This is a genomic window from Streptomyces sp. NPDC045899, assembly GCF_056431485.1.
The window spans coordinates 115,324-140,834 of sequence record NZ_JBWKKP010000012.1 but is presented as its reverse complement, the minus strand read 5'-3'; the positions used below and the strand labels follow the sequence as shown (position 1 = coordinate 140,834).

General features: G+C 71.4%; 21 protein-coding genes. 12 read left to right on the top strand and 9 right to left on the bottom strand.

Annotated features, from left to right (window positions below):
- The first annotated feature begins 178 nt into the window (after positions 1 to 178).
- The gene (locus tag AC07FT_RS19735) at positions 179 to 2,146 is read left to right on the top strand and encodes a carbohydrate-binding protein (protein WP_479177335.1); all 1,968 of its coding nucleotides are present in this window, start codon (positions 179 to 181) and stop codon (positions 2,144 to 2,146) included.
- Between the two features lie 33 nt (positions 2,147 to 2,179).
- On the opposite strand, the gene AC07FT_RS19730 is transcribed toward AC07FT_RS19735, so the two are convergent.
- From AC07FT_RS19730 to AC07FT_RS19695, 8 genes are all read right to left on the bottom strand, one after another.
- A complete protein-coding gene (locus AC07FT_RS19730) occupies positions 2,180 to 2,794 on the bottom strand; it encodes a TetR/AcrR family transcriptional regulator (RefSeq protein ID WP_479177334.1) in 615 nt (204 codons plus the stop codon).
- Positions 2,795 to 2,842: 48 nt separating this feature from the next.
- Positions 2,843 to 3,745 carry a 3-hydroxybutyryl-CoA dehydrogenase gene (locus tag AC07FT_RS19725; RefSeq protein WP_479177332.1) on the bottom strand — a complete coding sequence of 301 codons (903 nt, stop codon included), beginning with the start codon at positions 3,743 to 3,745 and terminating at the stop codon, positions 2,843 to 2,845.
- A 179-nt stretch (positions 3,746 to 3,924) separates the two neighbouring features.
- Complete coding sequence (locus tag AC07FT_RS19720) at positions 3,925 to 5,100, bottom strand: acyl-CoA dehydrogenase family protein (protein ID WP_471197361.1); 1,176 nt, start codon at positions 5,098 to 5,100, stop codon at positions 3,925 to 3,927.
- A gap of 46 nt (positions 5,101 to 5,146) precedes the next feature.
- Positions 5,147 to 6,319: an acyl-CoA dehydrogenase family protein gene (locus AC07FT_RS19715; RefSeq protein WP_479177331.1), complete on the bottom strand. Its 1,173-nt coding sequence runs from the start codon at positions 6,317 to 6,319 to the stop codon at positions 5,147 to 5,149.
- 43 nt (positions 6,320 to 6,362) lie between these two features.
- On the bottom strand, positions 6,363 to 8,426 hold the full coding sequence (locus AC07FT_RS19710) for an acetate--CoA ligase family protein (protein WP_479177330.1): 2,064 nt from the start codon (positions 8,424 to 8,426) through the stop codon (positions 6,363 to 6,365).
- Positions 8,426 to 8,617 (bottom strand): ferredoxin, encoded by a 192-nt coding sequence (locus tag AC07FT_RS19705; protein WP_479177329.1) that lies wholly within the window; start codon positions 8,615 to 8,617, stop codon positions 8,426 to 8,428. Before AC07FT_RS19705 ends, AC07FT_RS19710 begins: the two co-directional genes overlap by 1 nt.
- A gap of 84 nt (positions 8,618 to 8,701) precedes the next feature.
- Positions 8,702 to 9,937 (bottom strand): NADH-ubiquinone oxidoreductase-F iron-sulfur binding region domain-containing protein, encoded by a 1,236-nt coding sequence (locus tag AC07FT_RS19700; RefSeq protein WP_479177328.1) that lies wholly within the window; start codon positions 9,935 to 9,937, stop codon positions 8,702 to 8,704.
- Complete coding sequence (locus tag AC07FT_RS19695; protein WP_471197373.1) at positions 9,934 to 10,374, bottom strand: hypothetical protein; 441 nt, start codon at positions 10,372 to 10,374, stop codon at positions 9,934 to 9,936. The genes AC07FT_RS19700 and AC07FT_RS19695 overlap by 4 nt, the downstream gene beginning before the upstream one ends.
- Before the next feature lie 447 nt (positions 10,375 to 10,821).
- Here AC07FT_RS19695 and AC07FT_RS19690 point away from each other — a divergent pair, with 447 nt between their 5' ends.
- From AC07FT_RS19690 to AC07FT_RS19660, 7 genes are all read left to right on the top strand, one after another.
- On the top strand, positions 10,822 to 12,039 hold the full coding sequence (locus tag AC07FT_RS19690; RefSeq protein ID WP_479177327.1) for an aromatic ring-hydroxylating oxygenase subunit alpha: 1,218 nt from the start codon (positions 10,822 to 10,824) through the stop codon (positions 12,037 to 12,039).
- A 221-nt stretch (positions 12,040 to 12,260) separates the two neighbouring features.
- The gene (locus AC07FT_RS19685; RefSeq protein ID WP_479177326.1) at positions 12,261 to 13,358 is read left to right on the top strand and encodes a polyamine ABC transporter substrate-binding protein; all 1,098 of its coding nucleotides are present in this window, start codon (positions 12,261 to 12,263) and stop codon (positions 13,356 to 13,358) included.
- 1 nt (position 13,359) lies between these two features.
- Positions 13,360 to 14,256, top strand: a complete 897-nt coding sequence (locus AC07FT_RS19680) for an ABC transporter permease (protein WP_479177325.1) — start codon at positions 13,360 to 13,362, stop codon at positions 14,254 to 14,256.
- Positions 14,253 to 15,143: an ABC transporter permease gene (locus AC07FT_RS19675; protein WP_479177324.1), complete on the top strand. Its 891-nt coding sequence runs from the start codon at positions 14,253 to 14,255 to the stop codon at positions 15,141 to 15,143. Before AC07FT_RS19680 ends, AC07FT_RS19675 begins: the two co-directional genes overlap by 4 nt.
- 4 nt (positions 15,144 to 15,147) lie before the next feature.
- Positions 15,148 to 16,218, top strand: coding sequence for an ABC transporter ATP-binding protein (locus AC07FT_RS19670; RefSeq protein WP_479177323.1), 1,071 nt, complete (start codon positions 15,148 to 15,150; stop codon positions 16,216 to 16,218).
- 62 nt (positions 16,219 to 16,280) lie between these two features.
- On the top strand, positions 16,281 to 17,594 hold the full coding sequence (locus AC07FT_RS19665) for a flavin monoamine oxidase family protein (protein ID WP_479177322.1): 1,314 nt from the start codon (positions 16,281 to 16,283) through the stop codon (positions 17,592 to 17,594).
- Positions 17,587 to 19,017 carry an aminobutyraldehyde dehydrogenase gene (locus tag AC07FT_RS19660; RefSeq protein ID WP_479177321.1) on the top strand — a complete coding sequence of 477 codons (1,431 nt, stop codon included), beginning with the start codon at positions 17,587 to 17,589 and terminating at the stop codon, positions 19,015 to 19,017. Before AC07FT_RS19665 ends, AC07FT_RS19660 begins: the two co-directional genes overlap by 8 nt.
- Positions 19,018 to 19,092: 75 nt before the next feature.
- On the opposite strand, the gene AC07FT_RS19655 is transcribed toward AC07FT_RS19660, so the two are convergent.
- The gene (locus tag AC07FT_RS19655) at positions 19,093 to 19,953 is read right to left on the bottom strand and encodes a helix-turn-helix domain-containing protein (RefSeq protein ID WP_479177320.1); all 861 of its coding nucleotides are present in this window, start codon (positions 19,951 to 19,953) and stop codon (positions 19,093 to 19,095) included.
- 376 nt (positions 19,954 to 20,329) lie between these two features.
- On the opposite strand from AC07FT_RS19655, the gene AC07FT_RS19650 reads away from it, so the two are divergent.
- From AC07FT_RS19650 to AC07FT_RS19635, 4 genes are all read left to right on the top strand, one after another.
- On the top strand, positions 20,330 to 21,727 hold the full coding sequence (locus AC07FT_RS19650; RefSeq protein WP_479177450.1) for an MFS transporter: 1,398 nt from the start codon (positions 20,330 to 20,332) through the stop codon (positions 21,725 to 21,727).
- Positions 21,728 to 22,061: 334 nt separating this feature from the next.
- Positions 22,062 to 23,045, top strand: coding sequence for a helix-turn-helix transcriptional regulator (locus tag AC07FT_RS19645; RefSeq protein ID WP_479177319.1), 984 nt, complete (start codon positions 22,062 to 22,064; stop codon positions 23,043 to 23,045).
- Between the two features lie 142 nt (positions 23,046 to 23,187).
- The gene (locus AC07FT_RS19640; protein WP_479177318.1) at positions 23,188 to 24,393 is read left to right on the top strand and encodes a S8 family peptidase; all 1,206 of its coding nucleotides are present in this window, start codon (positions 23,188 to 23,190) and stop codon (positions 24,391 to 24,393) included.
- A 78-nt stretch (positions 24,394 to 24,471) separates the two neighbouring features.
- Entirely contained in the window at positions 24,472 to 25,368 is an 897-nt protein-coding gene (locus AC07FT_RS19635; RefSeq protein WP_479177317.1) for an alkaline phosphatase family protein, read from the top strand.
- The last annotated feature ends 143 nt before the right edge of the window (positions 25,369 to 25,511 follow it).

Below are 25,511 nucleotides of genomic sequence, written 5' to 3'. Positions count from 1 at the left end.
GAACGTAGTACTTGCAAAGATTCACTGCAATCTTTCAGCAGACTTTATTTTGCTGCCTGCCTTCACATAAGCAAGCATGCGCACACTCATTGCAAGTCATGAGTGCCCATTGCTAGCGTCACCGCCCCAAGGGCCGCCCGGCTCCCGTCCACGCCGATGACGACCGGGAGAAACAGAGATGAGACCTTCCCGCCTGGCCATGCTGTCCGCGCTGTCCACACTCAGCGTGCTCGCGGTGACACTCCTGCCGACCGGTGGGGCTCCCGCCGCGGCCACCCCACCGGCACCGCTCACCGTCGACGACCCCGGCTTCGAACAGAAGGGCGCGGGCTGGACCTTCACCCCGGGTGCGGGGACCGCCACCAACCTGCCCCACGGCGGGGACCGGCTGCTCTTCCTCGACGCGGGGCCGGAGCGGAAGGCGTCCCAGACCGTGACCGCCCGCCGCTCCGGCACCTACGACCTCTCCGCGTGGATCGCCACGGGAGGGCCCGGCGCCCATTTCACGGTGCGGGTGAACGGCCGCGTCGTGGACTCCGTCGAGCTGCCGAGCCGCCCCACGTACGCCCGCTACACGGTCAGCCGGACAGCCGTGAGGGCCGGCGACCGGCTGGAGATCGCCTTCGAGTCCGGCGAGGGCTGGGTGAACGCCGACGACGTCATGGTGTCGCCGTCCTCCCCGGTGAATCCCACGGTCAGCTCCTCGGACCCGAGGATCGTGGAGATGTTCACATGGTCCAAGCGGAAGGCCAACAGCTGGGTACAGCTCCCGGGCACCCAGGGGCCGTTGAACGTCGACGAGAATCAGCGGGCGGGCACCGGCAGCGGCACCTACGGCCCGAGCTACTGGGCGGGGTACGCCCACCGCAGCGCGTACTACTCGCGCGACTTCGCCCACCAGCTCGGCGGAGCCGCCGTCCTCGGGCTGACCACCGAGAACAAGGCGATGCTCCGCTCCTACGCCGCCTCCGCCACGGCCGCGCACCGCTACTACCCGGTCTGGGCGCTGAACTTCGACACCACCACCCCGCACACCATCGACTACCACGGCCCCGACGACTTCGTCCGCGAAGTGCCCGCCACCTTCGAACTGGTGGAGAAGGCCGAAGAGGCCTACCGGTGGAGCGGTGACCGCGCCTATCTCGACGACACCGCCCTGTGGAACTACTACCGTCACGCGACCGGGGAGTTCGTCGATCTGCACAACGGCACCAAGGACAACGGCAAGGTCAAGGTGGCCGAGGGGACGGGGAAGGGCATCTTCGCCGGGGCCGCCAGCTACAACGAGGAGGGCAACGAACACCTCGCCGAGGCGGGTGACGGCATCGCGGCGCAGTACCAGGCGTACCGGGCGCTGGCCGCGCTCGCACACGACAAGGGCGACCGCTCCCTCGCCACCGCGTCAGCCCGCCAGGCCCGGAAGCTCAAGGAGTACTTCAACTCCACCTGGAGCGGGGAGGGTTCGGGCGCCTCCATGGTACGCGCCTACCGCACCGACGGCACGGCAGTCACCGGCTGGGGCAAGGAGAACAGCTGGTTCATGCCGATGAAGGGCATCATCGCGCCCGGCCCCCGCAACGACGCCTACCTCGACTACATCGACCAGCAGGCGAGCGGTTCGGGCAGACCCGCCAACATCGAGGCCCTCACCTATCTCCCCGACACCTTCTTCCGGTACAACCGCGCGGACACGGCCTGGAAGTGGATGCGCCACATCTACGACCAGCGGAACACCCAGCACACCGTGACCCGCCAGGGCCCCAACGGGGACTACCCCGAGGTGTCCTTCACCCTGCTCGGCCAGACGGTCCAGGGGCTGATGGGCGTCGCGCCCAACGCGCCCCACCACGCCCTGACCACCCAGTCATGGCTGCCCAGCGGAATGGACTGGCTGAAACTGGACCACCTGCGCATCGGCCGGAGCACCTTCGGCCTGCGCCACGACGGCACCACGTCCTCCACTCTCACCCACACTTCCGGGGACACCACCTACAGCTGGGAGGCCCGGTTCCCGGGCACACACGGCCGGATCACGGTCGACGGGAAGGCGCGCACGCCCCGGACCAGGACGGTGCACGGCGTGACGTACACCTGCACCGTCGTCTCCGTGGCCCCCGGAACGTCCAGGACCGTCCGGGTCGGCTGACCCTCCCCACCCTCGAACCGCCGGGGCGGCCGGTCAGATCTCGGGGAACTCCGGAGACAGCCCGAGTTCCTCGGCGACCGGCCGCCAGATGGCGGCCAGCACGTCATCCGCGCTGACCGTGGGATCGCCCAGCATCAGCCGGATGCCGTAGCCGTCACTCAGCGCGAGCACCAGGGTACTGAGGCGATGGACGTCCGCCGGGCGGAACTCACCGGAGGCCACCCCCTGCTCGATCGCCCCGCCGACCCACGCGTGGAGCTGGGCGTAGAGGTCCACGGCGAACACCCGTGTCTTCTCGTCGCGCAGCGACCGCACCCACAGCTCCTGCCACAGCCGCCAGTCCTGGCGGAGTTCGGGGTCCGTCGGCAGCAGGCTGTGCACGATCCTGGCCAGGACGACGGCGGCGGGCACCGTGGCCGCGTCGTCGTCGAGGCCGAGGGCGGTGGAGGCGAAGGAGTGGGTCATCGCCTCCGTGAAGAGCTTCTCGCGGGTGTCGAAGTGGTAGTGCAGCAGGGCGGTGGACACCCCGGCGCGCTCGGCCACCATCTTCATCCGGATCTTCTCGAAGCCGACCTCGGCGATCACCTCGCACGCGGCGGACAGGATGCGCTCACGGGTCTCCTCCGCGGTGCGCGCCCTGGTCTCCATGTCGTGCCCTCCCCCACTCGTCGTACGGTGTGCCGTGGCCATCATCCCTCACCCCGATTCCGGGCGGGGGGCCGCCGTGCCGGGGCCTCGGCCGGAGTAGCTGTGGAAACCCTGCCCCGACTTCCGGCCCAGCAGACCGGCGTCGACCATCCGGGCCAGCAGGGGCGGCGGGGAGTAGTGCGGTTCCCTGAACTCGGCGTACAGGGAGTCGGCGATGGCCTGGGTGGTGTCCAGACCGATGAGGTCGGCCAGGGCGAGCGGGCCCAGGGGGTGGGCGCAGCCCAGGACCATGCCCCGGTCGATGTCCTGGGCGGTGGCGATACCGGACTCGACCATGCGGACGGCGGCCAGCAGATACGGGACGAGCAGCGCGTTGACGACGAATCCGGCGCGGTCGGGGGCGCGGATGACCTCCTTGCCGAGGACGCCGGTGGTGAAGGTCTCGGCCCGGGCGAGGGTGTCGGCCGAGGTGAGCAGCGAGGGCACCAGCTCCACCAGCGGCAGGACCGGGACCGGGTTGAAGAAGTGCACACCGATGACATGGCCGGGCCGTGAGGTGGCGGTGGCCAGGCGGATGACGGGGATCGCGGAGGTGTTGGTGGCCAGGACGCAGTCCTCGGAGGTGAGGAGGGCGTCCAGGCGGGTGAACACTTCCAGCTTGACGCGTTCGTCCTCGGCGACGGCTTCGACGACCAGGTCACGGTCGTGCAGTGCGTCCAGGTCGTCGGCGACGGTGATCCGGGCCAGGGCCTCGTCGCGGAGACCGGGAGTGATACCGCCGCGGGAGGCGGCGCGCTCCAGGGAGCGGGCGATGCGCTCCCGGCCCGCGCGGGCCGCGTGGGCGTCGCGCTCCACGACGGTCACCGGCAGCCCGGCGCGGGCGCAGACTTCGGCGATGCCCGCGCCCATGAGGCCGCAGCCCACTACTCCGACGCGTTCGATGCCGCCCATCGCGGTTCCTTCCTGCCGTGGTTCATGGGGCCGTGGTTCATGAGGGCCGTGGTTCCTGGGCCGTGGAGTGGTGGCCGCGGCGCTGCGCCGCGGCCAGGTGGTCTGCCATGGGGATGGCTTCCGCGCTCCCGGGGGCGGCCCGGCCCTGGCTCGCCCCCGGGAGCGGGAAGTGTGGAGGCTCAGCGCGAACCGGGCAGTGCCAGGACTCCCGTACCGCGCTTGACCAGTTCATTGGCGATGATCAGCCGCTGGATCTCGGAGGTGCCCTCCCAGATCCGGTCCACCCGCAGCTCGCGGTACAGGCGTTCGACGGCGTACGAGCGGTCGTAGCCACGCCCGCCGAAGATCTGCAGACACCGGTCGATCACCCGGCCCGACGCCTCGCTGGCGGCCAGCTTGGCGATGGACGCCTTGGCGTGCAGGGTCTTGCGGTCCTCCGGCGACGCCTGGTCGACCTCCCACGCCACCTGGTGGGTGTAGGCGCGGTTGACGGCGATGTCCACGGCGGAGTCGGCCAGCATCCCCTGGATCAGCTGGTAGCTGGCGATGGGGGCACCGAACTGCTCACGTTCCACGGCCCAGTCGCGGGCCAGCTCCAGCGCCCGCTCCGCCGCGCCGATGGTCCGCGCGGCGATCATCAGACGCTCCTCGGTGAACCACGAGCGGGTGATGTCGTACCCCCCTCCGATACCGCCGAGCACCGCGTCCTCGCCCACCTGGACATCGGTGAAGGTGAACTCGGGGTGCTCGTAGACGAAGGTGTGCATGAAGCGGGGCACCCGGGTCATCTCGATACCGGGGGTGTCCTTGTCGACGAGGAAGAGCGTCGGGGCGCCCTCGGGTCCCGCGGCGGCGAGGACGATCATGAAGTCGGCGTGGTCGCCGACGGTCACGAACCACTTCTCGCCGTTGAGCACCCATCCGGCGTCGTTCCTGGTGGCCGTGGTGGCCAGGTTCTGCGGGTCGGATCCGGCGCCGGGTTCGGTGACGGCGTAGCAGTCGCGCCGCCGTCCCTCGATGACCGGGACGAGGAAACGCTCACGCTGTTCGGGAGTGCAGAAGCGCAGCGCGTTGGCCGGGCGCCACACCATGTCCCACAGCGCGCCGGTGAGCCGTCCCAGCTCCTCCTGGACGGTGGCCTGTTCGGCGATGGTCAGCCCGGCGCCGCCCCATTCGGCGGGCATGTTGACCGCCTGGAGTCCGGAGTCGAGGACCGCGTCGCGGATGGTGGCGTGGGCGCTCTCGGGCAGGCCGTTGTTCTCCTCGCAGGCGATTTCATAGCCCGCGATGAGGTCGGTGAGCGCGCGGGCATCGGCCTTGAGCCGGGCCTGACGTTCGGTGAGACGGAAGTCCATGGCGGTCCTCACTGCTTCGAGGGTTTCGAGGGTGGTGGCGGGGTGGTCAGTGGGTGGGAAGGGCGAGGGCCCGGGTGCCGCGCTTGATGAGCTCGTTGGCGATGATCAGCCGCTGGATCTCGGAGGTGCCCTCCCAGATCCGGTCCACCCGCAGCTCGCGGTACATCCGCTCGACGGCGTAGGAGCGGTCGTAGCCACGGCCGCCGAAGATCTGCAGACACCGGTCGATCACCCGCCCGGCCGCCTCACTGGCGGCCAGCTTGGCGGTGGACGCCTTGGCGTGCAGGGTCTTGCGGTCGGTGCCCGGCTGATCGGCCTCCCAGGCGACCTGGTGGGTGTAGGCGCGGTTGACGGCGATGTCCACGGCGCAGTCGGCCAGCATCCCCTGGATCAGCTGGTAGCCCGCGATGGGGCCGCCGAACTGCTCGCGTCCGATGGCCCATTCCCGGGCGAGCTCCAGCGCGCGCTCGGCCGCGCCGACGGTACGGGCCGCGATCATCAGACGCTCGTCGGTGAACCACTCCTTGGTCAGCTCGTAGCCCTGTCCGACGCCGCCGAGCACGTCCTCGTCGGCGACGAAGACATCGGTGAAGGTGAACTCGGGGTGCCCGTTGACGGCGGAGTGCATGAAGCGGGGCACCCGCGTCATCTCCACGCCCGGAGCCGACTTGTCGACGAAGAACAGCGTGGCCAGCCGGTCGGGGCCCGCGTCGGCCTGCACCAGCAGGAAGTCGGCGATGTCACCGCAGGTGACGAACCACTTCTCACCGCTGATGAGCCAGCCGCCCTCGGTACGGGTGGCGGTGGAGGTGCCGGAGGACGGATCGGATCCGGCACCCGGCTCGGTCACGGCGAACGCGTCGAACTTCTCGGCGCGCAACACGGGGAGCAGGTACTTCTCGCGCTGCCGCTCGTCGCCGTAGGCGAGGACGTTGGCCGGCCGCCAGGGGATGTCCCACAGACAGTTGGTGGCCTTGCCGAACTCCTCCTCGACGATGACCTGGTCCAGCAGGCTGAGTCCGGCGCCGCCCCATTCGGCAGGCATGTTGATGGCGTAGACCCCGGCGGCCATGGCGGCGCGGGTCAGCTCGGCGACGGTCTCCTGCGGGAGCGGGCCGCCCGCCTGCTCCGACTCGTCCTCGTATTCCATCAGCAGTCGGGCGTAGTCGGCCGCGCGCCGCTTCAGGTCGGCCTGTTCGGGGGTGTAGCGCATGTCCATGGGGGACCTCTTCGGTACGGGTTCGGGCTGCGGGTGCGGTGGATCAGGCGAGGACGGCGCGGGAGTCGAGCGCCAGGACTCCCGTGGGCCGGACGAGGAGCGGGTTGACCTCCAGTTCGGCGATCTCGGGGTGGGCCGCGGCGAAGGCGGTGATGCGCTCGATGGCCTCGGCGGCCGCCGCGATGTCCACCGCGGGACGGCCCCGGACCCCGTCGAGCAGCGAGGCGGTGCGCAGCTGGCGCAGCAGCCGGAGCGCGTGGTCGGCGGGTACGGGAGCCAGCGCGAAGGTGACGTCGCGCAGGGCCTCGGCGAGGATGCCGCCGAGCCCCACCATGGCGACCGGGCCGAAGCGGGGGTCGCGGTTGACGCCGACGATGAGCTCGATCCCGTCGGAGAGGTCGGCCATGGCCTCCACGGAGTAGGCGGGTGCGCCGAGTCTGCGGTGCATGTCCCGGTGGGCGGCGAGCAGTTCGTCCGGCCCGGCCAGGCCGAGGGCCACTCCCCCGGCGTCCGACTTGTGCAGCAGATGGAGGGCCTTGAGCACATAGGGGCCGCTGATCTCGGCTGCCGCGGCACGCAGTTCGTCCTCGTCGCGGATCTCGCGTGCGGCCGGGAAGGGGACGCCCGCGGCTTCCAGGGCCGCGCGGGTCTCCAGATAGCCGGTCCGCTCCAGTGGTTCGGCGGCCGGTGGCAGCGGGGCCACTCCGGTCACTCCGGCCGCGGCGGCGCCGGGTCCGGCCAGCGCGGCGAGGGCGCGGGCGGCGTCCTCGGTCGCCCCGAACACGGGGATCCCGGCCTCGGTCAGGGTGCGGCAGCTGGGTGAGTCGGGGTACATCGACTGCACGACGAGGGGGGTGGCGCTGTTCCGGTGGCGGGCGACGATGGCGTGGGCCGCCTCCTGCTCGCCGCGGGCGAGTGCCGCGCCGCCGCCGAGCCCGCCGCCCGCGTCGGCGTAGCCGCCGAAGTAGCCGGTCATCAGGACGGCGTCGGTCTCCTCGGCCTCCAGCAGGGCCGTGACGGTCCCGGTGTACGAGGTGGGGTCCTGTTCGCCCATCCCGGCCAGGTCCACGGGGTTGCCCAAGGCTGACTGCTCCCAGAGCACCTCCCGCAGGCCGTTCTGGGTGTCCGGGGTGAGTTCGGGGACGGTCAGACCGGCTGCCTCGACGGCGTCTGCGGCGATGACCCCGTGGCCACCACCGTCGGTGAGCACGGCGACGCCACTGCCCCGGGAGCGCCGCTGACCGGCCAGGGCGGCGAGGACGACGGTGAGTTCGCGCGGGGTGGCGACGAGTTCGACTCCGGCGTCCCGGCAGGCGGCGCTGACGACGTCGGCGGAGGTGGTCAGGGCGCCGGTGTGGGACTGGGCGCTGCGGGCCGAGGCGTCACCGCGGCCGGCGGTCAGCAGCACCACCGGCTTCCCCGCGACGGCCGCGGCCTCGGCGAAGGCCCGGCCGTCCGCGAAGTCCTCGGCGTAGACGGCGATGGCGCGGGTGCCCTCGTGCCGGGCGCAGTCGGCGAGCAGGTCGACGAGGGTGACATCGGCCTGGTTGCCGAGGGAGACGAACCGGGAGAAGCCCAGGCCGTGCGGGGTGAAGCGGAGCTGGAGCTCGAGGGCGAGATTGCCGCTCTGGCTGAGCAGGGCGATCCCGCCGGGAGTGAAGCTGTCGGAGGCGAGGTGGAGTTCGGTGGTGTTGTCGGCGATGCCCAGGCAGTTGGGGCCGACCATCACCGCGCCCGCGGCGCGGACCCGTTCGGCGATGACGCGCTGGCGTTCCCGTCCGGCGGCGCCGGTCTCGGCGAAGCCCGCCGTGATGGCGACGATCGCGCGGGCCCCGCAGTCCAGTGCCTCGTCGACGGCGCCTTCGAATCCGGCGGCGGGTACGGAGACGACGGCCAGGTCGACGGGTTCGCCGATGGCCTTGATGCTGGGGGCGGCGGTGCGGCCCAGGACCGTTCCGCCACGGCGGTTGACGAGGTGGACGGGGCGCCGGTGGTCCGCGCGCACGGCCTGGGAGGCGATGGCGTGGCCGTACTTGGCGGGGTCGTCGCTGGCTCCGACGACCGCCACGGACACGGGGTCGAAGAGCGCGCTCAGGTCACGTCCCATCACTTCACCAGCCGCAGAGCGGAGTTGGGGCAGACGGCGACGGCCTCGGCGGCGGCCTCTTCCGACCCCTCGGGCACGACGGTCCGGATCGGCTGGGCGTAGCCCCACTCGTCGATCTCGATGAGGTCGGCGGCGGGTTCCTGGCACAGGCCGTATGCCTGGCAGCGGGTCGAGTCCAGCAGCAGTTTCATGGCGGGGGTCCTTTCGGAGCGGGCGGTACGGCGCGGGGCGGGGGCCGCCACGGGGAGGGCGCCGGTGTCCGTGGGGGTGCGGGGTCAGGGGACGGCGACGACGAGGCGGTCGCCGTCGCGGGGTGGCGCGGCGGAGCAGCCGGGGCAAAGGGTGTGCCGGTGGTCCTCGACCCGGTCCGGGAAGTGGCCGAGCAGGGTGGCGGCGATACGCGCCGCGGCGTCGAGGAGGCCGCAGGCACCGCGGCCGGGCAGTTGGGTGGACCAGCGCCGCAGCTTCTCGGTGTCCTCCTCGCCGGATTCGCCGCGGGCCACCGCGGTGAGGGTCCCGGCGAGCGCCCGGGTTCCGGAGACACACACACCGCACTGGCGGGCGCTCTGCGCGGCGAGGTATCCGGCGGCGTCGGCAGCGGCGCCGACGGGGCAGTCGCCGGGCGCCAGGAAGTGGAGGGCGCCGCAGCCCAGCGCGCCGCCCGCGGCGGCGAGTTCGTCGTGGTCGAGCCGGAGATCGGTCCAGCCCGCGCCGTGCACCCCGCCGAACAGCCCGCCGAGGAGGACCGCGGGGGCCCTGCCGTGGCCGCGGAGGTCGGCGAGGGTTTTGAGATGGGTGCCCGCGGGCGCCTCGACGAGCACGGGCTCGCTCCCGGGTCCGGCGACGGTGACGAGGTGGGTGGTGGCCACCGCGGTGGCGGCGTCGGGGTGGGAGGTGAGCAGGGCGACCCGGGCCAGGGTCTCCACGTTGGCGACGAGGGTGGGCGCGCCGCCGACGCCGCGTTCGAAGGGGCGCGGGGGTTTGGCGGTGGGCAGCGCGGGACCGCCGTCGATACGGCGCACCACGGCGCTCTCCTCCCCCGCCACATAGGTGTGCTCGGTGGCCACCACCTCGACGGGGATCTCGGGGGGCCGCTCGGTGAGCGCGCGGCGGACCGCCGCCTCGGCGGCCGGGTCGGCGAGGTAGACGTAGCCCCGGCGGGCGCCGGTGACGGCCGCCGCGAGCCGCAGGCCGTCCAGGACCAGGTGCGGCCGGTGGCGGAGCAGCCAGCGGTCCTTGACCGAACCGGGTTCGCCCTCCTCGCCGTTGGCGACGACGACGCTGTCGCCGGGCGCGTCCCGCACGGTGCGGAGTTTGACCGCGGCGGGGAATCCGGCACCGCCGCGGCCGCGCAGTCCCGCGGTGGCGATGCGGTCCAGCAGCTGATCGGGGGCGGGTGCGGCGACGTATCCGCCGTGGGCGCGGTAGCGGGCGAGGTCTTCGCCGCCGGGTGGTTGCGGGGCGAGGGCGGTGGGCTGTCCCTGAGGGATCAGGGAGAGGATGCCGGTCATGCGGCGGCTCCCTTGTCTGCGCGGTTCCTGAGGCTGAGCACCGCTTGTTCCAGTGCCTGCCGCTGCGGGGCGGCGCGGTCGTATCCGGCCCCGGGCAGGCCGATGAGCATCCGGTGGTGGTCGAGGACGACCTCGCCCGCCACCAGGGCGGCGTGGGGATCGGCGGGGTGGTTCCCTCCGGCGGGTCCGTCGGTCCCGGCCGGCGCGTCCGCCTCGGCGGCGTCGACGACCAGCGCGGTGACCTCGGCGAGGTAGCCGAGCCAGCTGCGCTGGGTGCCGCGCAGGATCAGCCGTTCGACCCTGCGGTGTTCCGCCGTGGTCAGCGCTGCCAGGGAGAGGTCGGCCGGGCGGGGGCGCAGCGCGGCCACCGCGGCGGGCAGCTCTCGTTCGGGCTCGGGGGTGAGGCCGAGCCAGACCAGGCTTCGACGACCGCTCATGCGTGCCTCCGGGTGGGCGGGGACGTCCCCTGCCCCGTGTGTCCGGGGAGGGGTGTGGGCGCGGTGAAGGGGGAAGCGGGGGCGGGGCGGCGGTTGCTCCGGCGGCCGGTGCGGCGCGGACGGAGTTCCGCGGGGCGCGGGCCGGTCTCGGGGGCGGTCCGCGCGGACCATGTGAGGACGGGGTCTGTTCCGGGAGGCTCTGACCTGCTGAACCGCAGGTGTCCGGACGGGACCGCGTCGGTGCGGGGCGAGCCTGGTGAGGTCCGCCGCGAGTAGACTAACTAACTAATTAGTCAGCCGACAAGCCTTGACAGTGACCCGAGGTCCCCTCAATCTGACTAACCAATTAGTCAGCGAGGTTCCCGGCACGGCCTGGATCACAGCCGACCGCCGACCCTGCGCAGCCTGATCACCCATCGCCGCCCACGCGGCGTGGAGGAGGATCCGATGCAGCCCCCGATCACCCCGGCACCCGCCGTCTCCCCGGCTCCGCCGGGCATCCCCCCGGAGCACCCCGGGGACGCTCTCCCCGCGCGCTACTACACCGACCCGGACATCGCGACGGCCGAGACCGACCGCATCTTCACCCGGTCCTGGCAGCTGGTCTGCCACGAATCCGATCTGCCGGGCCCCGGCGCCCGGCTGGCCGCCACCGTGGCGGACCGCAGCGTCCTGGTCGTACGCACCACCGACGGCGGTCTCGCCGCCCACCTCAATGTGTGCCGGCACCGAGGCACCCGGCTGGTCACCGCGCCCGAACCCGCGGGCAAGGCGATCCGCTGCCCGTACCACGGCTGGACCTACAAACTCGACGGAACGCTGGTCGGCGCCCCCGAGGCCCGCCAGATCCCCTGTCTGGACAAGCCCCGGCTCGGGCTGCACCCGGTCAAGGTGGAGTCGTTCCTGGGGTTCGTCTTCGTCAACCTCGACCTCGACGCCGTCCCGCTCGCCGAGAGCTGCGCCGGTCTGGCGAAGGCCGTCGGCCACTACGCCGGGGCCGATCTCGTACCTGTCGGCAAGTACCGCATCCACGACATGGACACCGCCGAGGAGCAGAACGCCAACTGGAAGGTGATCGTCGACAACTATCTCGAGGGGTACCACGTCCCTGTGGCGCACCCCGCGCTGATGCGGCTGCTCGACTACCAGGCATACACCGTGGATGTGCAGGAGTCGTACGTGCTCTTCGAGTCGCCCCTGCGCGACAAGCCGTCCTCGAACTGGACCGAGCGCCTCTACCAGCGGTTCGCCAGTCCCATGCCCGGTCTGACCGAGGAGGCCGACCGCCGGGTCTGGCGCTATGCGGTGATCTACCCGAACACGCTCATCGACTTCTACCCTGACCACGTGCTCGCATGGACCGCCCTGCCGACCGCCCAGGACCGGGCGGCCATCCCGGGTGCCTTCTACACCCGCCACGGCGAGAGCGCACGCACCCGGCTGGCCCGGAAGCTGAACATCCACATCGGCTGGGTCACCAACGACGAGGACGCCGAGCTGGTGGAGCGGGTCCAGGCGGGACTGTCGACCCCGGGCTTCGAGCCGGGCCCGCTCTCACGCCGCGAAGCGGCCGTCGGCTGGTTCGCCCGCCGGGTCCGGGAGGACCTCGACGGCGCCGCGGACACCACCGGCGGAACCGGCGCCACGGACGGGACCGGCGCATGACCGGCCGCCCGCCCGAGGCCACACCGGTCACGCGCCCCGCGTCCGCCCCGGCGGTCTTACCTCCCCTCCGCTGAGACACCTGCTGTCCCATCACGACCGGATCACTACGGAGACAGGGCCTCCGTGAGCCGCGCCCCCGGTCCCCGCCCTGAAGCTGTGCCCTTCCTCGACGGAGAGGACGCTCCGTGTCCCCCGAGGTACCTCCACCCTCCCGGCGCACCGTGTTGCGCGCAGGCGCCTGTGGCCTGCTCGGCGCGGCCGGCGCCTCCCTCAGCGGCTGCGGGTTCATGCCCGCCAAGAAACCGGACGAACGGGACCTGGCCCCGGTCCGCGCACGCGTCGACGGCGATCTCGTCTACTTCAACTGGGCCGACTTCGTCGACCCCTCGGTCTTCAAGGGCTTCGAGAAGGAGTACGGCGTCAAGGTCATCCAGTCGAACTTCGACTCGATGGAAGGCATGGTCGCCAAGCTCAACGCGGGCAATCGCTACGACATCGTCTTCCCCACGGCCAAATGGGCCCAGCGCCTGGTGCGGGGCGGACGGCTGCGCCGGATCGACCACTCCGAACTCGGCAACTCCCACGCGGTCTTCGGGAAGCACGCCTACTTCACGGACCCCTGGTACGACCCCGGCTCGGCGCACACCGTCCCGTTCACCGCCTACAAGACCGGCATCGGCTGGCGCCGCGACCGGATCGGCGACCTCACCGGGTCCTGGAAGGACCTGTGGAGCGACCGGGCCAGGGGCAAGGTGTTCCTGCTGGACGACCGGGACGAGGTGCTCGGTATGGGCGCCCTCCACCTCGGGCTGGACGTCAGTACCGCCGACCCCGGCGAACTGGACCGGGTCACCGCCTCACTGGCGACTCTCCGCCCCCGTCTGCGCGGCTTCTCCAGCGACAGCTACAACAACCTGCTCAACGGCAACGCGGTGATGACCCAGGCCTGGAGCGGCGACATGGCCGCCATGCTCAACCAGGCGAAGGACCCCTCCGTCTTCGGCTTCCAGGCTCCCAAGGAGGGCACACCGATCAACTCCGACTGCTACGCGATCCCCTACAACGCCCGCCACCCCGGCACCGCGATGCTCTTCATCGACTACATGCTCCGCCCGGAGAACGTGAAGAAGAACATCGAGTACATCGGCTACCCCATGCCGGTGTCCGGTTCCGAGGAGATCTACCGCGCCCTCGTCAAACCGTTCCCGGAGTGCGTGGTCACCGAGGACGACCTCAAGGCGGACCTGTTCTTCCGCAACGGCAGCCGTGCCCAGGAAGACGCCCGCGACACCGCCTGGACCCATGTGAAGGCGGGCTGACATGACACTCTCCCCTCCCTCCCGCAGCCCCCGCCGGGGCCGCCGCGCACCCGCCACCCGCATCTGGACCTGGTTCATGGTCCCGGGCACCCTGTGGATGACCGCCTTCCTGATCGCCTCCCTGGTGCTGGTGGCCGTACTGGCCGTCGGCACCACCGACAGCCTGGGCAACCCCCGCTTCGGATTCGACCTCAGCAGCGTCCGGGCCCTCACCGACCCCGCCTACTCCCACGTCCTGCTGCGCTCCCTGGGCTACTCCCTGCTGACCTGCGTGATCTGCCTGCTCATCGCCTACCCCGTGGCGTACACCATCGCCCTGCACGGCGGACGCTTCAAGAACGCGATGATCGCCGCGATCGTGGTGCCCTTCTTCGCCAACTACCTGGTGCGGATGTACGGCTGGTCGGTGGTGCTCTCCGACGACGGCCCCCTGCTGAGGGCGTTGCGCGCGATCGGTCTCGCCGACTCCGGTACGAAGGTCCTCAACACCGGCACGGGAGTGGTGGCGGGACTCGTCTACGGATTCGTGGTCTTCATGATCATCCCGTTGTATGCCGCCCTGGAGCGGCTGGACATCTCGCTCATCGAGGCCGGACGGGACCTGTACGGCGGCCCCCTGCGCACCTTCTTCTTCGTGACCCTCCCGGCCACCCGCCAGGGCGCGGCGGCCGGACTGGTCCTGGTGTTCCTGCCCGCCATGGGCGACTTCGTCAGCGCACAGCTGATGGGCGGTCCGGACCAGATCATGATCGGCAATCTCATCCAGGACAAGTTCTTCCAGGGCCAGAACTGGCCGCTGGGATCGGCGCTCACGATGATGCTGATGCTCGTGCTGCTGATCGGCATGCTCGGTTATCTGCGGCGCACCCGCAAGGACGAAGCGGAGGCCCGCGGATGACCCTGTTGCGCACACCTGCCGCCACCGATGGCACCCCCGCGGAACCGGGCCGCACCCGGCCCCGGAAGCGCCGCGGGCGCGCCGACCGCAAGCCCCGGCTGGCCCTCTCCGTCACGGCGCTGTTCTTCGCGCTGCTGTACCTGCCCATCGCCGTGGTGGTGCTGTTCTCCTTCAACACCATCAAGTCGCTGACCGTCTTCGACGGCTTCGGGCTGCGCTGGTACCGGGCCTTCCTCCACGACGAGGTCCTGATCAACTCACTGGGCACCAGCCTGAAGATCTCGCTGGTCGCGATGGCGGGTTCGGTTTTGCTGGGGACGGCGCTGGCGCTCGGTCTGGTGCGCTGCCGGACCCGGCTGGGCTCGGTGGCCGGTCTGATCATGCTGGTGCCGCTGATCACGCCGGAGATCGTCACCGGAGTGGCGTCCATGCTCCTGTTCAAGGGCCTGGGGGTGACGCTGTCCACCGGCACCGTGATGATCTCGGAGATCACCTTCTCCATCTCCTACGTCACGGTGATCCTGCGCTCCCGGGTCGCGGCGCTCAACCCCGAGGTGGAGGAGGCCGCGATGGACCTGGGGGCCACCCGCTGGCAGGCGGTGCGGCTGGTGACGCTCCCGGCCCTGCTGCCCGCGGTGCTCGCCTGCTCCGTACTGATCTTCGCGCTGGTCTTCGACGACTTCGTCCTCGCGTACTTCACCACCGGTGTCGATCCACAGCCGCTGTCGGTGCGCATCTACTCCGCGATCCGCTTCGGGGTGCAGCCCACCATCAACGCCGTGGGCACGCTGATGCTCGCCGGGTCCATCGGCCTCATCGCCCTCGCGCTGTTCATCCCGCGCCTGTTCGGCCGCCGCGGCGGCCTCGATCTCCTCTCAGGGAAGTGACCCCATGGACGCGACTCCCGCCGTCCGGCTCGACGGCGTCTCCAAGCGGTACGCGGACTCCTACGCCGTCCGTGACGTCCACCTCGACATCGAAGCCGGGGAGTTCTTCTCCCTGCTCGGCCCCTCGGGCTGCGGCAAGACCACCTCGCTGCGGATGATCGGCGGATTCACCGACCCGACCGAAGGGGCGGTGCTGCTCGGCGGCGAGGACGTCACGGCGCTGCCGCCCAACAAGCGCAACGTCAACACCGTCTTCCAGAGCTACGCCCTCTTCGACCACCTCAGCATCGCCGACAACATCGCCTTCGGACTCAAGCGCAAGGGCGTGGACAAGGCGGAGATCCGCCAGCGGGTCGGCGAGATGCTGGAGCTGGTGCAGCTCAGCGGTCAGGCCCGCCGCAAGCCCGGTACCCTCTCCGGCGGTCAGCGCCAGCGCGTGGCGCTCGCCCGTGCCCTGGTCAACCGCCCGGCAGTGCTGCTGCTCGACGAGCCGCTCGCGGCGCTGGACCTGAAGCTGCGCCGTCAGATGCAGGTCGAGCTCAAGCAGATCCAGCGCGAGGTCGGTATCACCTTCATCTTCGTCACCCACGACCAGGACGAGGCACTGACCATGTCCGACCGGGTGGCGGTGATGAACGAGGGCCGGGTCGAGCAGTGCGGCACCCCCGAGGACGTCTACGAGCACCCCGCGAGCCGCTTCGTCGCCTCGTTCATGGGCACGTCCAACCTGATGGCGGGCACCTACCGGGACGGCGCGGTCCTCCTGGACGAGGGGCCCGCGCTGCCGGTCGGCCACCGCGACGACGTCGGCGACGGCACCTCCGTCAGCGTGTCCGTCCGCCCCGAGAAGATCTGGCTGTCCGACTTCGAACCGGGCATGGAGGTGTTGCGGGGGGTCATCCGCGAGACGGTCTACTCCGGTCCGACCACCACCTATCTCATCGAACTCGCTCCCGGGGTCACCCTGTCGGTGCTGGAGCAGAACACCGCGCGGGCCCGGATGGAGGACCGCTGGATCGGCGGCGAGACGGTGGAGTTCGGCTGGCGCCCCGAACACTGTCTCGTCCTCTCCTGACCGCCCGACCCGCGCCCCGGGCGCACCGAACGCCCCGCGCACCGAACGAAGGAACCGACGAGATGCACCACGATGTGATCGTGCTGGGCGCCGGTCTGGCCGGGCTCACGGCCGCCCGCGACCTGGCCGCCGGTGGCACCGACGTCCTGGTCCTGGAGGCCAGGGACCGGGTCGGCGGCCGGGTCGAGCAGACCCGGCTGCCGGACGGCCGCACCGTCCAGCTGGGCGGTGAGGTGGTGGGCCGCGCCCACACCGCGTACCTGGAGCTCGCCGGGGAACTGGGACTGACCCTGGTCCCCAGCTATGTCGCCGAACCCGGCAAGATCACCCGAGCCACTCCGGAGGGACGGTCCGCCGGGGATCCACCCCACTGGTTCGGCCCCGGCGACCTGGCCGAACACGAGCGGCTCAGCGCCGAGTTCGTGGCCCTGGCGGCAGGTGTCGACCCGGACGACCCCTGGTCGCACCCGGAGGCCGCCGCGCTGGACCGCCTCTCGGTGGGCGGCTGGCTGCGGTCCCGGCACGCCTCCCCCGCCGTCGTCCGGCTCTGGGAGATCGGCCAGCTCGCCCTGGCCGACGGCTCCTGCGAGCGGACCTCGCTGCTGGCGGCGCTCCGCAAGAACGCCGCGGTACCGAGCTCCGGCCACTACGACTACGACGACTGGGAAGGACTCCGGCTGGCCGACGGATCCGCCACCCTCGCCGAGGTGATGGGCCGCGAACTGGGCCCGCGCGTCCGCCTCGGCTCCCCGGTGGCCGCCCTCGACATCGCCCCGGGCCGCTGCGCGGTACGGCTGGCCACGGGCGAGACCCTCACCGCGGGGGCCGTGGTCAGCGCCCTGCCGGTGGGCCCGCTGCGCTCGGTGGCGATCACCGGGGTCAGCCGGCCCCGGCTGGCCTCACTGCACCGTCAGCGCCAGGCGGTGGCGGCGAAGTTCACCGCCGTCTACACCGAGCCGTTCTGGCGCGACGCCGGACTCAGCGGGCTCTCGGAGTGCGAGGGGGTCCTCGGCTCGACCTGGCCGCAGAACGACGGGGTGCTCTCCGCCCTGGTGCCCCCCGAGCGCTACGGGGTCCTGCTGGGCACCCCGCCGCAGCTGCGCACCCCCGAACTGCTCGAGGAGATGGCCGGGATGTTCGGTGACCGCGCCCGCTCACCGCTCGCCTGCCACCTGCGGCTGTGGGGCAGCGACCCCTGGACCCAGGGGTACGTCACCCAGTGGACACCGGGCGAGGTGATGGCCGTGGGCCCGCTGCACGGCACGCATGAGCCGCCGTTCTACGTATGCGGCTCCGACCAGTGGGTGGCGGGCTACATGGAAGGTGCGGTGCGCACCGGACGCGCCGCCGCCCGGGAGGTGCTGAGCCATGGCTGACCGTCACCACTCCTCGGTCCTGAACCACATCGACGGCGCCGATGTGGCGGCTGCCTCCGGCGCGACGATGCGGCTGGTGAACCCGGCCACCGGCGCCGTCTGCGGCAGGGCCCCCCTGTCCGGTGCGGCGGACGTGTACGCGGCGGGCCGGGCGGCGCGCGATGCCTTCGACGCCTGGTCGCTCACCACGCCGCTGGAGCGCCAGACCGCGCTGCTGCGGATCGCCGACGCCATGGAGCGGCACGCCGACGCGCTGGTGGAGGCCGAGGTCGCCGACACCGGCAAACCGTACGCCGCGTTCCGGGACGACGAACTGCCCCCGACCATCGACGTGCTGCGCTTCTTCGCCGGTGCCGCCCGGAACCTGCCGGGCGTCGCCGCGGCCGAGTACACCCCGGACCGCACCTCGGTGCTGCGCCGCGAACCGGTCGGAGTGTGCGCCCAGATCACCCCGTGGAACTACCCGCTGATGATGGCGGTGTGGAAGATCGCCCCGGCGCTGGCCGCGGGCAACACCGTGGTGCTCAAACCCTCCGACACCACCCCCCGGTCCACGGTGGCGCTCGCGCGGCTCGCCGCCGAGCACCTGCCGCCGGGGGTGCTGAACGTGGTGTGCGGGGACCGGGACACCGGCCGGGCACTGGTCTCGCATCCGGAGGTGCGTCTGGTCGCCCTCACCGGCAGCGCGCGGGCCGGACGGGAGGTCGCCACCGCCGCGGCCGCCGACCTCAAACGCCTGCACCTCGAACTCGGTGGCAACGCACCGGTCCTGATCCACGAGGACGCCGATCTCGACGACGCCGTCGAGCAGTTGGCGGCACTGTCCTTCTACAACGCCGGGCAGGACTGCACCGCGGCCACCCGGTTCCTCGTCCACGAGAGGGTCCACGACTCCTTCGTGGACGCCTTCGCGGCCGCGGCCGCACGGCAGCGGCCCGGCGGCCCCGATGACACCACGGCCGCCTTTGGCCCGCTCAACAGCGCGGAGCACCTGCGCACGGTCCGCGGCGCGCTGGACCGGCTCCCGGACCACGCCCGGGTGGTGGCGGGAGGATCCGCCGTGGACCGCCCCGGCTTCTTCCACGAGGCGACGGTGGTGACGGGGGTGCGCCAGAGCGACGAGATCGTGCAGGGCGAATTGTTCGGCCCGGTGGTGACCGTCCAGCCGTTCGCCGACGAGGCGGAGGCGCTGCGCCTGGCCAACGGGGTGCCGCAGGGGCTCGCCGCCAGTGTGTGGACCCGGGACCACGACCGCGCCATGCGCGCGGGCCGGGGGCTGCGCACCGGAATCGTCTGGGTAAACACCCACGGCACCACGGTCTCCGAACTGCCGCACGGCGGCGTCCGGCACTCCGGCTACGGAAGCGATCTGTCGCTGGGAGGACTGCTGGACTACACCCAGCCCAAGCATCTGATGCTGTGAGACACCCGCCGCCGTCCGCCGCCCTCCCCCTGGGGTGCGGACGGCGGCGGGGCGGTTCCCGTGGGGGAGGCCGCCTCAGCGGGGCACGGGGTGGGCGGCCGGGTCCAGGCGGAGCAGAGCCTCCTCGTCGGCGGAGTCGGCCGGGGCCTGGTAGACGACCAGGCGCTGGCCACCGCTGCGGGAGAGGGTCATCACCTCGAACGTCAGCGTCATCACGCCCACCGTGGGGTGCTGGAAGGTCTTCTGGCCGCCGCCACGCTCCCGGACCTCGTACCGGTTCCAGATCTCGGCGAACTCCGGCGACTTCAGCAGGAGTTCACCGACCAGAGCGGCCAGGCGCGGCGCATCGGGATCGGCGCCCCCGACCGCCCGCAGATGGGCGGCCGACTGGGCCACCGTCTCCCTCCAGGGGACGTAGAGCGTACGGCCCACCGGATGCAGGAAGAGGTAACGGGTGATGTTGCGCTGCTCTGCGGGCCAGTCCCACAGGCCCGGCAGCAGGCGTCGGCCGGGCGCGTTGGCGGCCAGGCAGTAGTTGTACGCGTCGACGACGTACGCGGGCATCGGCCGCAGCCGCTCCAGCATCTGGTGGACCGACTCGCGTACCGTGTCGGCGGCGACCGGCCGGGGCTCGGTGAACCGGCCCGAGGCAAGCTCCGCCAGGTCGTGCAGTCGCTCGTGCGCGTCGCCGCACAGCCGCAGGGCGCGGCTGATGGCGTCGATGACGGCCGCGGAGGGGTTGGTCTCGCGGCCGCGCTCCAGACGTGTGTAGTAGTCGACGCTCACACCGGCGAGCGTGGCCAGTTCCTCGCGGCGGAGGCCCGGGGTACGGCGGATGCCCGCGCCGGGCGGGAGTCCGGCCTCCTCGGGGCTCACCAGGGCCCGCCGTGCTCGGAGGTATCTGCCCAGTTCCGTACCGCTGTTGCCGTCGTTCATCCGTCCATTGTCCCAGGCGCCCGGTGCCGCTGGGGGGCCGTGGCAGGGCCTGGAACGGGGCTCCCCGGCGAACGGCGGCCTGCCGCGGCGCCGGTCCTCGCGGCAGAGTGGGTGGTGTCGCGGGACGGCCCGTCCCCGCGGTCCCAGGGGGTGCACGGCACCGGACCGCGGACGTGGGGGCGGTGGCCGTCCCGTCACACCGTTTCCGCGAGGTGGCTCACGGGACCGGCCCTTGACCGGGGCGGTCCCGCGAAGCCTGCTTCGCCGCCGCCCTTCTCGTCGCCAGGAGAGTTCCGTGAGCGTCACCACCGGGCACGGCCGCGTGCCGTCCACCGCACCGGACCCGTCGCCGGTTCCTCCGGCGCCGCACCGCGCCGTGGCCACCGCCGCGGCCGGTTCCGGTGCCGGCCATGACGGCGCCCCCGGCCGCCCCGGCGCCGCGCTGGTCGCCGCCCTCCTCGGCTTCACCGTCATCACCGTCGACGTGTCCGCCGTGAACCTCGCCCTGCCCGCCATCCGGGACCACCTCCACGCCGGGATGTCCGGCCTCCAGTGGGTGGTGGACGGCTACACCCTGATGTTCGCCGCGCTGATGCTCTCCGCCGGCGCCCTCGCCGACCGGGCCGGGGCGCGGCGTGCGTACGGCTGGGGGGTGGCGCTGTTCACGCTGGCCTCGCTGGGCTGTGCCCTCGCCCCGGGTATCGGCACCCTGGTGGCGGCCCGGATCCTCCAGGGCGGCGCGGCGGCCGTCGTGATGCCCGCCTCCCTGGCCCTGATCCGGCAGGCGTACCCCGACGCCCGGCACCGGGCCCGCGCCATCGCGCTGTGGACGGTGGGCGGTTCGGTGGCGATGGCGGCCGGCCCCGTCCTCGGCGGGACCCTCACCCAGACCGCGGGCTGGCGTTCGGTGTTCCTGCTGAACCTGCCGGTGGGAGCGGTGATCCTGCTGCTGCTCACCCGGGTGGCGCGCTCACCGCGCAGGCCCGCGCCGCTGGATCTGCCGGGCCAGCTCACCGCGGTGGTGGCGCTCGCCGGTCTCGCCCTCGGTGTGATCGAGGGCGGACACGAGGGGTGGACGAGCCCTGTGGCCCTGAGCGGGTTCGCCGCCGCGGCCGCCGGCGCTCTCGCCTTCCCGTGGGTGGAGCGGCGCCACCGCGCGCCGATGGTGCCACCGGCCATGCTCCGGCGTCGCGAGGTGTCCGTGTCACTCGCCGTGGGCTTCGCCATCAACGCCGGTTTCTACGGTGTGGTGTTCCTGCTGGGCCTCTACTGCCAGGAGTTGCGGGGCATGTCGGGGATCGCGACGGGTCTGATGTTCGTCCCGCTGTCGGTGCTCATCACCAGCACCAACCTCGTCTCCCCGCGTATGGCCGAACGGATCGGCCGGCGGCCGGTGATCGTCATCGGACAGATCATCCTGGCCGTGGCGATGTTCGCCCTGCTGCCGCTCACCGCGGACACTCCGCTCTGGCTCGTGCTGTTGCTGCTCGCCCCGACCGGCGTCGGCGGGGCGCTCGCGGTGCCCGCGCTGACCGCTCTGCTGATGGACAGCGTGCCGGGCGACCGGGCGGGGACGGCCTCCGGCCTCCTCAACTCCCTGCGCCAGACCGGCGGCGCGCTCGTGGTCGCCCTCTTCGGATCGCTGCTCGCCGCCACCGGGGACGAGGCGTTCTCACTCCCGGGAATGCGCACGGGTCTGCTGGCGGTGGGACTGCTGCTCTGCGCCACCGCGGCGGTGGCGGGGGCGCTGCTGCCGCGGGACAGCAGGACGTGAGGGGCCGCCACCGCGGGAACCTCACTTCCGGACACCGCGCGGACGGCCCGGTCCAGCAGTGGACCGGGCCGTCCGCGCGCCGGTGTTTTCCCTGGATATCTCCATCCGGGATCAGCCACTCGACAGCACCACAAAACGTTGCCATGAGAGATCTTCGAGGCACTCGCCACCTTTTCGATCAGGGTTGGTCCGTACCTGAATTCAAAGCCTTCTCGCGTTATCCCTGCATTACATGCGCATTCACCTTGACAGTTGACCTTTCCATGGCACGATATCGGTCGGTCAACGGCGCCCGACGTTTCAAGAACCACGCCCGTCACTGCAGGGAGTTCAGATGGCCGAGAGGGACCTGACAGAACACCTGACGGACCTCGGAGTGGGTCCCCGCGCCGCTGAGGCGTTCCAGGCGTTGCTGCAAACCGGGCGCACCGACTCCGGCCGACTCGTGGAACTGCTGGGGTGGGATCGCGAACGCGTCACCGAAGCCGTCCGACAGCTCGTCGAGCTGGGGCTGGTCACGTCCGAAGGCCCCGATCGCACCGCCTTGTCCCCCGCCGAGCCGAGCCTCGCCCTCGACCGTCTGGTCCACCTGCGCTCCGCCGAGGTCCAACAGGCCCAGCTGGCCGCGCTCCGCGCGTACCGGGACTATCGGCGCTGCAACGGCGCACAGACCACGCACGATCTGCTCGAGGTGGTGACGGGGCCGCAGATCGTGGACCGCATTTGGCAGATCGAAAGGTCCGTGGAGTCCGAAGTCCTCCGGTTCGATTCACCGCCCTATCACACGTTCGGCGGCCCCAATGACGTGGAGGTGGCGAATCTCAAGCGGGGCGTTGAATATCGCGTGGTGTACTCGAACTCCGCCGTGCAGAACAGTGACTACTACTCGGTGAATATTCAGCCGTGCATTGCCGCCGGCGAACAGGCCCGGGTGCTGACGACGGTACCGGTCAAACTCACCGTTTTCGACCGGCGACTGGCGATCGTGTCGATGTCGTCCGTCGAGGCGGAATCCAATGAGGCCCTGCTCCTGGTGCGGCCCTCCAGTCTGCTGACCGCGCTCATGGGGCTGTTCGAGACGTCGTGGCGCTCCGGCTACCCCATGCACCTCAACGAGCAGGTCCCGCGCGCGCTTCGGCCCTTACAGCGCCGCATCCTCGAGCTCATGGGGACGGGGGTCACCGATGACACGATCGCGCAGTTGCTGGGCATCAGCCGTCGCACGCTCTCCCGCCACATGGAGCGGCTCTATCAACTGGCCGGGGCGGTCAACCGCTTCCAGCTCGCGCTGCACGCCGCGCGCAAGGAGTGGATCTGACGTCCTCCGCGCGCCACCGGGATCATGTCCGTTTGCGTAAGTGCGCCACTGGCGCAGCTGTGCCGCCACGGCCCCGGAGCAGCCGGTACACCAAGGGGACCCGGTGCTCCCCCGGCATCGGCACCTCCCCCTTGGAGCAACTGTGCCCACAGGCATATCAAGACTGGCCACGGTCGTCGCGCTCGCGACAGCCGCCCCTCTCGTCGCCGGACAGGTGTCCCACGCCGATGCGCCGCGCCCCACCGCCGCCGTCCGTACCTCCCCCCAGGCCATCCCGGGGCAGTACATCGTCGTCCTCAAGGACCGTGCCCTGTCCGCCCGTTCGGCGGCGGCAGAGAGCACCCGGCTCATCACGGCCCACGGCGGAACCCTGCGACACGCCTACGGCAGCGCGCTCAAGGGCTACGCGGCCGCGATGTCCGCCGCCCAGGCGGAACGGGTCGCGGCCGATCCGCGGGTGGCCTACGTGGAGCAGGACACCGAGGTCCAGGGCTCCGCCGTGCAGAGCGACCCCCCGTCCTGGGGGCTCGACCGGGTGGACCAACGGGCCCTGCCGCTGGACCGGGGCTACGGTTACGCGACCACGGCCGACCATGTCACCGCGTACGTCGTCGACACCGGTGTCCGTACCTCCCACACCCAGTTCGGGGGCCGGGCCTCGGTCGGGGTGGACGAGATCGGGGACGGTCACGACGGCCAGGACTGCGCCGGTCACGGTACTCATGTCGCGGGCACCATCGGCGGGAAGGACTACGGCGTCGCCAAGGGCGTCGGGCTGGTGTCCGTCCGGGTGCTGAAGTGCGACGGCAAGGGCTCGTCGTCATCGATCATCGCGGCCGCCGACTGGATCACCGCCCATGCCGAGAAGCCCGCGGTGGTCAACATGAGCATCAACGGCACCCGGAACAGCGCGGAGGACAGCGCGATCAGGAAGTCCATCGACTCCGGGGTCACCTGGGTCGTCTCCTCGGGCAACGACGACGGCGACGCATGCGACAACTCGCCCGGCGACATCGGCACCGCGCTCGTCGTGAACAACTCCACCGCCGACGACAAGCGCCGCTCCGACTCCAACTACGGCTCTTGTACCGATCTGTTCGCCCCGGGAACGGGAATCGCCTCCGCGTGGTACACGGGGGACTCGGACACCCACACCCTCAGCGGGACGTCCATGGCCGCACCGCATGTGACCGGGGCGGCGGCCCTCTACCTGTCCGCACACCCCGGTGCCTCCCCGGCCGAGGTCCACCAGGCGCTCATCGACAGCGCCACGCCCGGCCGGATCTCCGATCCCGGCAGCGGCACGCCCAACCGGCTGCTGTTCACCGGCGGCGAGGGCACTCCGTAACCCTCCCCCGTCGCACCACATCCAGTCCTCACCCTCCGCCACCCCCCACACCTTCACCGCCCCACCTCAGGAGGTCTCATGCGTTTCACCCGTATCGCCGCCACGGCCGCCACAGCGGTCCTGACGCTGGTGGGCGCCAGCGTCATCGCGTCCGAACCGGTTCAGTTCAACAGCGAGGACACGACGACGGCAGCCCCCGCCGCCGCCTCCCTGCCGCAGTACGACCACGTGGTGATCGTGCCGTTCGAGAACAAGAACTACACCTCCATCAAGGGCAGTTCGAAGGCGCCCTATCTGAACTCGCTCGCCTCCCAGGGCGCCCTGGCCACCAACTCGTTCGGCCTGACGCACCCCAGCCAGCCGAACTACATCGGCCTGTTCTCCGGCTCCCAGCAGGGCGTCGACGACGACAGCTGCCCCAACGACTTCTCCACCGGAAACCTCGGCCAGCAGCTCATCGACGCGGGCAAGTCCTTCACCGCCTACTCCGAGGATCTGCCGAGCGCCGGGTACACCGGCTGCAAGAGCGGCGACTACCGGCGCAAGCACGCCCCGTGGGCCGACTTCCCCACCGTCGGCAACGCCAGTCATCACCTGCCGTTCTCCAGCTTCCCCTCGGACTACAGCAAGCTGCCGACGGTGTCGTTCGTGGTGCCCGACATGTGCCACGACATGCACGACTGCTCGGTGGAGACGGGAGACACCTGGCTGAAGGAGAACCTCGACGGCTACGCGCAGTGGGCGAAGACCCACAACAGCCTGCTGATCGTGACCTTCGACGAGGACAACTTCACCTCCGTCAACCAGATCTACACCTCCTTCGTGGGAGCGAACGTCAAGACCGGCTACGCGTCGAACACACAGATCAACCACTACAGCGTCCTGCGCACCCTGGAGGACATGTACGGGCTGTCGCCGCTGGGCGGCGCGGCGGGCAAGTCGGCCATCAGCGATCTGTGGACCACCTCGTCGTGATCCCCGCGCCATGACCGCCGGTGGCCGGAGCGGATACATGGGGAGCTCCGGCCACCGGCACCCACCCCTGCCACCCGTACGAAGCCCGTTGAGCTCGCCCCGGACACCAGCGGCCGAACGACCCGGCCGGCTGGGGACCGCGC